The sequence below is a fragment of the Streptomyces sp. AcH 505 genome (assembly GCF_000818175.1).
In the GTDB taxonomy this organism is placed as follows: Bacteria; Actinomycetota; Actinomycetes; order Streptomycetales; family Streptomycetaceae; genus Streptomyces.
This window is the reverse complement of sequence record NZ_JTIY01000001.1, coordinates 2060405-2068518: the sequence shown is the minus strand read 5'-3', so window position 1 is coordinate 2068518 and position 8114 is coordinate 2060405. Positions and strand designations below refer to the sequence as shown.

Sequence of the window (8114 nt, the reverse complement as noted above, 5' to 3'; positions counted from 1 at the left end):
CCCGCCGGCGGCGCCGGGTGCGGCGGCCCCGGGTCACGGCGCCGCTCACCAGGGTCTCGGTCTGCACCGGAAGGTCGCGGAGCGTCGAGCTCATGGTGCGGGACAGCTCGGGTCCGAAAAGGTCTGCGGCTGGGTCATCGTGTTCGTGCAGCGGCATCGGAGCACCGTCCTTCTCGCTGGCGGGCAGGGTGGTTCGGTTGGACTGCCATGATCAGTGCGGAGAGTACGAGGCGTGCTCGCCACCGATGAGCTTGCGCAGCCGGGACAGGCCGCGCGCGCTCCGGTTGCGGACGGATCCCTGGCTGAGGCCGAGTTCACGTGCCGTCTCGGCCACGCTCCTGTCCTCCCAGTACCGCAGGATGACCACGGCTCTCTCACGCACCGGGAGCTCCGCGAGCGCGGCAAGGAGCGTGACCCGCAGCGCGGCGTCCGAATCCATGGCCGTGCCTTCGGGCACGGCCGAGACCGGGCGCTCGGTGGAGCGGCGCAGCCGGGTGTGCGAGATGAAGCCGCGCATCAGCATGGTCCGTACGTACGCCTCCGGGTTGTCGGCCCGTCGCACCCGGTGCCAGGAGGCGTACGCCTTGCCCAGGGCCGTCTGTACCAGGTCTTCGGCGAGGTGCCAGTCCCCGCAGAGCAGCAGGGCGGTACGGAACAGGCGCGGGCTGCCGGCACGGGCGAACTCCTCGAACTGCCCGAGGTCCTCCGAAGACGCCACTGTGCCCCAGCCCTTCAGCCGATCGGAGTTCTTCCACATCCTTAAGGACGCCGCGGGGTGCGGATCCTGTCACGGCGTCGGGAAAAGAAATACCGATCTCAGCGGCGACATACCGATCTCAGCGTCGCAGTGCTTCCGCCGGCTGGATGCGGGATGCCCGCAGCGCCGGATAGAGACCGGCCACCAGGCCGGTGACCAGGCCGATCACCGGGGCGGCGGCGACGGTCGACGGGTGCACCACCGGCGTCCAGTCGCGGGCCGCGGCGACAGCCACCACGGTCACGGTCCCGAGACTGGTTCCTATGAGGCCGCCGAGTGCGCCCAGGGCGGCGGACTCGGCGAGGAACTGCACGGTGATGTGGCGGCCGCGAGCGCCCAGCGCCCGGCGCAGACCGATCTCTCCGGTGCGCTCAAGGACGGCGACCAGCGTGGTGTTCGCGATACCGACCGCGCCGATGACCAGACAGATCGAGGCGAGCAGCAGGAAGAGCTGACTGAGGTCGTTGGTCACGTGGGAGCGCAGCGACTTGGGATCCGGCGGTGGCACGGCCTTGAGGTATCCGGGATGGTCCGGGCGTAGGGCGGTCGGCGCCTCGGCGGCGATCTGCTGGGCGGCGCCGAGGCGGGTGGAGATGAGCATCTTCGCCGGGGTGTCCTGCGGCTCGCCGTACAGCCCGAGCGCGGTGGAGCGCGGGATGACGACCGACGAGAGCAGATCGGCCTTGCGCCGGACGTCGTCGATGATGCCGATGACGGTGAACGGCTGCTCGCCGACGAAGATCGCCGGATGCGTCTCCAGGGTGGTGACGCCCAGTCGCTCGGCCAGGCCGGAGCCGATTACGGCCACGTCAGCGGCGTGCTTCTCGTGGTAGGCATCGAAGATCCTGCCCTGGGACAGGTGCGGTACGGCGGCTTCGAGGACCCCGGGGGAGGCCGCCACCAGGGCGGCGTCCTCGCCGGTCCCGTCGGCCGAACCGCCGCCCAGGGAGGCCCGTACCCGCATGTCGGGGCCGGTGCGCACGGTCCAGAACACCCCGGCGTGCTCCACCCCGGCGAGTCGCCCGATCCGCTGGTCGGCATTGTGGGGAAAGGCCATCGACGCGTACGGGTCCTGCTCCCGTGCCACGTCCTCGACCGTGACCTCGGTGGCGGTGAGTACGGAGAACCGGGCATCGATCTGCGAGGAGGTGGTGGCGGTCAGGCCGAGGATCGCGACGAAGGTGCCGACACCGAGGACGGTACCCAGCGCGGTCAGGGCGGAACGGGCCGGTCGCTGGAGCAGTCCGGCCAGCGATTCGGCGAGCAGGTCACGCACGCTGAAGGAGGACGGTTCGACGGCCCGGTCCGGCCGTTCGGTGTCGCTCACGCGGTGCTCTCCCGGTCCTCGTGCAGCACGCCGTCGCGGATCGCGACGGTACGGGCGCCGCGGCCGGCGACCAGCGGGTCATGGGTGATGACGACCACCGTCATGCCGTCGGCGTGCAGTTCGTCCAGCAGTTCCAGCACCGCTTCGGCGTTACGGGTGTCGAGGTTGCCGGTCGGCTCGTCGCACAGCAGCAGCGAGGGACGGCACGCCACGGCGCGGGCGATGGCGACGCGCTGGCGTTCACCGCCGGACAGCCGGGTGGGCAGCGCGTTGAGCCGGTGGCCGAGCCCGACCCGTACCAGCGCGTCGCGCGCCCGCGCGGAACGCTCCGCGCGGGCGACGCCGTTGTACGTCATGCCCAGGACCACGTTCTCCTGCGACGAGCGGTGCGGCAGCAGGTGGAAGGACTGGAAAACGAATCCGATACGGCGTCCGCGCAGGGCGGTGCGGTCCGCGTCCCGCAGGGCGCCGGTGTCGATGCCGTCCAGCAGATAGCTGCCGTGGGTCGGTGCGTCGAGCAGCCCCGCGATGTTCAGGAACGTCGACTTGCCGGACCCGGAGGGGCCGACGACGGACACGAACTCACCGCGGCGGATCATCAGGTCGCACGGTCTGAACGCCGGTACCGGCGGCGGTCCCGGATAGGTGAGGCCCGCCTGCCGGAACTCGATGACCGGAGGCGGTACGCCGGGAGCCCGCGGTACGGCGTCCTGCTGGGTCAGCGTCACGAGCCGCTCCCCGCGCCCTTTTTGACGCCGGTGATCACCTGATCGCCCTCCTTGAGGGATGCGCCCGCTTCGGGCGTCACGGCCACGAACCCGTCACCGGAGGTGCCGGGCCGCACCGCGACCCTGCGCTGTCTGCCGCCCTGTTGTCCGTCACCGGCCTCCAGGACGGTGACGACGCTCTTTCCGTCGGCTCCCGACGACAGGGCGGTGACCGGAACAACCAGTGCGGCGCCCGATGTGGAGGCCGCCTCGATGGTCAGCCGTACGTCCTCGCCGGCGGATTTCGACGGCAGCGGCCGGTTCGGGTGAACCACCATCAGATAGCCCTGAGGGACGGAAGCGGGGCTGCCGCCCGTGTCGCTGCCCGCGGTGTCACCCGCGGTGGAACCGTCAGTGCCGCTCTGCCCGGTCGCCTGTTGGCTGTTGTCCTGGGAGTCGGCCACCGAAGTGACCGTGGCAGGCACGGTGAGGCCGGCCGACTCGATGTCGATCTGCACTTTCTGCCCGGATCTGATCAGGCCCTTCTGCTGTTCCTGCAGGTAGCCGTCCACCACCAGTTGACCGGCCGATATCTTCATCGCCGCACCGTCGGCGCCGGAGCCCACCACCGCGGAGACCTGGGTGACCCGGGCGGGGAAGCTGCGGATGAACACCACTTCGCCGGACGGCAGCATCGGCCCGGCCTTCTGCTTGACCTTGCTGAGGGCTTCCCGGGCCGTGGCGAGGTCCTCCGCGGCGCGGTTGACACCCTTCCGCAGCGAACGGGTGTCCGCGCCACCGGACGTGCCGTCGCCGCCGCGCGAACCGGCGGAGCCGGGAACCGTCTTGCCGTCGGCCAGGTCGGCCGCCGAGAGTGTCGCGGAAGCCGAGGGGCTCGGTGCGGCTGTGGACGCCGAAGCAGTCGAGGGCGCTGTGGCCGCCGTCGCTTCGTGCAGGGTGTCCAGCGCGTCCTCGTGGGCGCGTTCCGCTGCCGTCACCGCGCTCTCCGCTGCCGATATCTGGTCGGCCTCGTCGGAGGACGCGGGCAGCGGGTCGTAACCGATGGAGGCGTAGTAGGCGCTGAGGGCGCTCTTGGTACCCGCTCCGAAGTGTCCTGCGCGGTCGTTCCCTGTGTGGTGCCCGAGTGAGGTCAGCGCCTCCTGGAGCTGCTTGACGTCGTCGCCCTCGGTGCCCGGCTTGAGGTCCCGGTACACCGGCACCGAGCCCTTGAGCGCGAACACCGGGCGACCGGACACCTCCATCACGACCTGGCCCGCGGAGACGGTCTGCCCCTGGCGCAACGGCAGTTTGGTGACGACCGGGCGGCCGCCGTCCTCTCCGCCCGCGGTGGCCGGGGTCACGTCGACGGACTGTCCGGCGGTGACCGTGCCCCGCAGGATCACCGAGTCCTTCAGTACCCGGTTCTCGACCGGTGAGGTCAGGATGTCCGGAGAGGGGGCCCGCGCGTCGGCGGCGGCCTGCGCCGGGGATTTGATCAGCAGGGAGGCGCCGACGCCGGCCCCGGCCAGCAGCACCGCCCCGGCGGCGACGAGGGCCACCCAGCGCCGCCGCCTGGCGAGTACGGACGCGTTGTCGTCCTCGGCCGTCGTCATGTCACCGGTCGTCGTCATGTCACTCAGCCGTGACCTGCGCGGCCAGCTTGACGTCGTGCTCGATGTCCTTCTTGACGTCGTTCAGCTGCTGCGCGTTCTTCTCGATGGCCTGCTTCTGGTAGGCGACGTCGACCGCGTTCCAGATGCCCGCCACGTTGTACTTCTCCATGCAGGTGGCACTGGCCGTCGCCACCTGCTTCTCCTCGGCGCTCACGGTCGTGCCCGCCCACTTCGGGTCACCGTCGGCCTTGATCGGCGTCGGGTAGTCGAAGCCCTCCTTCTTCATGCAGCCGGACCACTTGGTGAAGGCCGCCCTGACCCGTTTGTCCTCCGTCGACTTCTGGAAGCTGTTGATGTTGACGTCGACGGCGACCGGGGCGTCCTGGTAGTTGCCCAGCTTCTTCTTCGCCTCGCCGTAGCAGCCGCCCGCGGGGACCTTCTGGCCGTTGTAGTCCTGGCCGCCAGGACCGGACTTGACCGAGGGATCGGTGGTGCCCCTGAGGACACCGAGCTGGGCCGTCGACAGGTTCGACCGGGAGTCGGTCCCCGCGTTCTTCGCCTTGGCCAGGTCGGACGCGGTGTGCTGGCCGGGCACCTGGAACCCGTACTGGGCGGTGACGGCAGGGTCGAGTTTTCCGTACCGGTACTGCGAGATGACGTACTTCGGGCCCTTCAGCTCCGTCGTGGGCTCGTGGAACTGGATGCCGAACCGCTGCATGCAGCGCTCGCGCAAGGTGTTCTCGGCCTTGCCGAGCGCAGCCGACTGCTCGTCGGTGAGGAGGTAGGCCTCGACCGGAACCGGCGTCTCCACCCGGGTGGTGATCTTGGGGGTCGACGAGACCTCGGGGACGCCGTCGGAGCCCGCGGCGTCGGATGCCGCGGTCTCCGTCGATGAACCGGAACAACCAGTGACCAGCGCGGCAGCCAGAACGGTCAGAACGGCTGCGCCCTGGAGGGAGCGGGAGCGGACCTGCTTCACGAGCGGCACTTCCTTGTTGATGAGTGGGCGTCTGGGAGCTGAGCAGGAAGAAGGGCACTCCGCCCGATTCCGGCGAGCGGAGTGCCCGTGCACCGTGCGGAGAATCTCGTCCACGTCCTGAGGACGCTTCGGGGCACGGTTCTTGTCACGCGGTTCTGCGGATGGGCTTGCTCAGTACCAGTCGCCGGACGCGTTGTTGTTCTTCATCGTGGAGTTCAGGTTCGCGAAGCCGCCCTTGCCGATGGCCTGCGAAGCGAAGCTGGAGTTGTAGTTCGAGTTGTAGTAGATGCGGATACCGAGGTCGAAGTCCCAGTTGTCGACGGACGCGGCGTTGTTCTTGACCGGCTGCCCGGCGCCGTTCGCGCCGTTGACGCTGGTGCTGGCGGAGAACTTGAGGCCGGCGTAGTCCGGGATCGCGTAGTACTGCTTGTACAGGGCGCCCTCGTTGTTGGAGTTGTAGTGCAGGCAGGCGTAGTCGACGCTGCAGGAGACGGCCGCACTGGCCGGCGAAGCGAGGACGAGGCTGCCCGCGGTGGTCGCCAGAGCGACCGCGCCGACAGCTGCCAGGTGTTTGAGTCTCATAGAACTCCCTCTCGGTGAGATCGAGTTGGACCTCAGTGGTCCGTCGATGACCCTAGGTCGGGTACGGAGGTTCGACGAGTGAGCTCTTTTGGCTGGCGCAAAACGACCTTGCGCGGACCCGTTCGGAGCGGACGGAAAAGTTCCGTGGATACCCCCAGGTGACCGTCGGCAGGAATGGAACATTCCGGAACAATTCACGGTGCCATGGCTATGTTTTTTCACCACAGAACGTGTCATACCGCGTATATCGAAATCGTCGGCGGGAGCGAAGGATGGCGAAATCTGGTGCGTCACATCTCAGTGAATGGGACGAGGCCCTACGGAAACCGGCCGGGACGTCCTGGTCGCAGGACGTGGCCGCCGGTGACTGGCGCGGGGACCATCTCCGCCGTGCGTGCGGCAAGGGTCGGATCGGCGGTGACTGTGACGACCGCAACCCTCAACGTCGAAGGCCCCCGCAGCAAGAGCTGCGGGGGCCTTCGACTATTGCCCGGTGAGAGCAATGGCGGAGGATACGAGATTCGAACTCGTGAGGGGTTGCCCCCAACACGCTTTCCAAGCGTGCGCCCTAGGCCACTAGGCGAATCCTCCGCGACGAACCATACAAGACGGGGAGCGGTGCTCGCGAACTCGTTCGTGGGGGTGGGGATCAGGTACTGTGTGCGGAGCCCCTCACGTGGCGCTATCTGACTGAACTCCCCCAGGGCCGGAAGGCAGCAAGGGTAGGTTGGCTCTGGCGGGTGCGTGGGGGGCGTCTGCGTTGTGGGGGCGGTTCGGGTGCGTTGTCGGTGGGGGCCGATATCGTCGTAGGTGTGTCGTCCCTTGCGCTGTACCGCCGTTATCGCCCCGAGTCCTTCGCCGAGGTCATCGGGCAGGAGCATGTCACTGACCCGCTGCAGCAGGCCCTGCGGAACAACCGGGTCAATCACGCCTACCTGTTCAGCGGGCCGCGAGGCTGTGGGAAGACGACCAGCGCGCGGATCCTCGCCCGGTGTCTGAACTGTGAGCAGGGGCCCACGCCGACGCCCTGTGGGGTGTGCCAGTCCTGTCAGGACCTGGCCAGGAACGGGCCGGGGTCGATCGACGTCATCGAGATCGACGCCGCGTCCCACGGGGGTGTGGACGATGCCCGTGATCTGCGCGAGAAGGCGTTCTTCGGGCCCGCGAGCAGTCGGTACAAGATCTACATCATCGACGAGGCGCACATGGTCACCCCGGCGGGGTTCAACGCCCTGCTGAAGGTGGTTGAGGAGCCGCCGGAGCATTTGAAGTTCATCTTCGCGACCACCGAGCCCGAGAAGGTCATCGGGACGATCCGGTCACGTACGCACCACTATCCGTTCCGGCTCGTGCCGCCGGGGACGCTGCGGGACTATCTGGGGCAGGTGTGTGCCCAGGAGCAGATCCCCGTCGCCGACGGGGTGCTGCCGCTGGTCGTACGGGCCGGGGCCGGGTCCGTGCGTGACTCGATGTCCGTCATGGACCAGCTCCTCGCCGGCGCCGCCGAGGACGGTGTGACGTACGCCATGGCCACGGGCCTGCTCGGATACACCGACGGGTCGCTGCTCGACGCTGCCGTTGACGCCTTCGCGGCAGGTGACGGGGCAGCGGCGTTCGAGGTCGTGGAGCAGGTCATCGAGGGTGGCAACGACCCGCGGCGGTTCGTGGCCGACCTGCTGGAGCGGCTGCGGGACCTGGTGATCCTGGCCGCCGTGCCCGACGCCGCGGAGAAGGGGCTCATCGACGCCCCGGCCGATGTCGTGGAGCGGATGCAGGCCCAGGCCTCGGTCCTCGGCGCCGCCGAGCTGAGCCGCGCCGCCGATCTCGTCAACACCGGGCTGACCGAGATGCGTGGCGCCACCTCGCCGCGGCTTCAGCTGGAGCTGATCTGTGCGCGGGTGCTGCTGCCCGCCGCCTTCGACGACGAGCGGTCCGTGCAGGCCCGGCTCGACCGGCTGGAGCGTGGGGTCGCCACGGCCGCGTTCTCGGTCGGCGGTCCGGGGCCGGCCGCCGGGCCCGCCGTGGGGTACGTTCCCGGGCCGGAGGCCCATGCCCCCGCGCCCGCACCGGCGCCTGCCCCCGCGCCTCCTGTCGCGCCCGCGCCAGCTTCGACTCCGACTCCGTCTCCGGCTCCCGTACAGGAGACACC

Annotated in this window: 7 protein-coding genes, 1 tRNA gene and 1 other RNA gene; 2 read left to right on the top strand and 7 right to left on the bottom strand. The window is 69.3% G+C overall.

The window, feature by feature from the left end:
- Window positions 1–211: 211 nt before the first annotated feature.
- The 7 genes from HY68_RS09575 to HY68_RS09545 all read right to left on the bottom strand — a co-directional run bounded on the left by HY68_RS09575 (window position 212) and on the right by HY68_RS09545 (window position 6556).
- Window positions 212–718, bottom strand: coding sequence for a SigE family RNA polymerase sigma factor (locus HY68_RS09575; protein ID WP_041995522.1), 507 nt, complete (start codon window positions 716–718; stop codon window positions 212–214).
- A 118-nt stretch (window positions 719–836) separates the two neighbouring features.
- The gene (locus HY68_RS09570; RefSeq protein ID WP_041986938.1) at window positions 837–2084 is read right to left on the bottom strand and encodes an ABC transporter permease; all 1248 of its coding nucleotides are present in this window, start codon (window positions 2082–2084) and stop codon (window positions 837–839) included.
- Complete coding sequence (locus HY68_RS09565) at window positions 2081–2812, bottom strand: ABC transporter ATP-binding protein (protein ID WP_241778513.1); 732 nt, start codon at window positions 2810–2812, stop codon at window positions 2081–2083. The genes HY68_RS09570 and HY68_RS09565 overlap by 4 nt, the downstream gene beginning before the upstream one ends.
- Window positions 2809–4422, bottom strand: a complete 1614-nt coding sequence (locus HY68_RS09560) for a peptidoglycan-binding domain-containing protein (protein WP_052457050.1) — start codon at window positions 4420–4422, stop codon at window positions 2809–2811. Before HY68_RS09560 ends, HY68_RS09565 begins: the two co-directional genes overlap by 4 nt.
- A 1-nt stretch (window position 4423) precedes the next feature.
- Window positions 4424–5383, bottom strand: a complete 960-nt coding sequence (locus HY68_RS09555) for a hypothetical protein (RefSeq protein ID WP_157874311.1) — start codon at window positions 5381–5383, stop codon at window positions 4424–4426.
- A gap of 171 nt (window positions 5384–5554) precedes the next feature.
- Window positions 5555–5965, bottom strand: a complete 411-nt coding sequence (locus HY68_RS09550) for a hypothetical protein (RefSeq protein ID WP_041986936.1) — start codon at window positions 5963–5965, stop codon at window positions 5555–5557.
- Window positions 5966–6468: 503 nt separating this feature from the next.
- Window positions 6469–6556: transfer RNA gene (locus HY68_RS09545), tRNA-Ser, on the bottom strand.
- Window positions 6557–6629: 73 nt separating this feature from the next.
- On the opposite strand from HY68_RS09545, the gene ffs reads away from it, so the two are divergent.
- Window positions 6630–6724, top strand: an RNA gene (gene ffs, locus HY68_RS40030) — signal recognition particle sRNA small type.
- Window positions 6725–6777: 53 nt separating this feature from the next.
- Window positions 6778–8114: DNA polymerase III subunit gamma and tau (locus HY68_RS09540; RefSeq protein ID WP_157874435.1), on the top strand; the 1337-nt coding region annotated here is incomplete at its 3' end.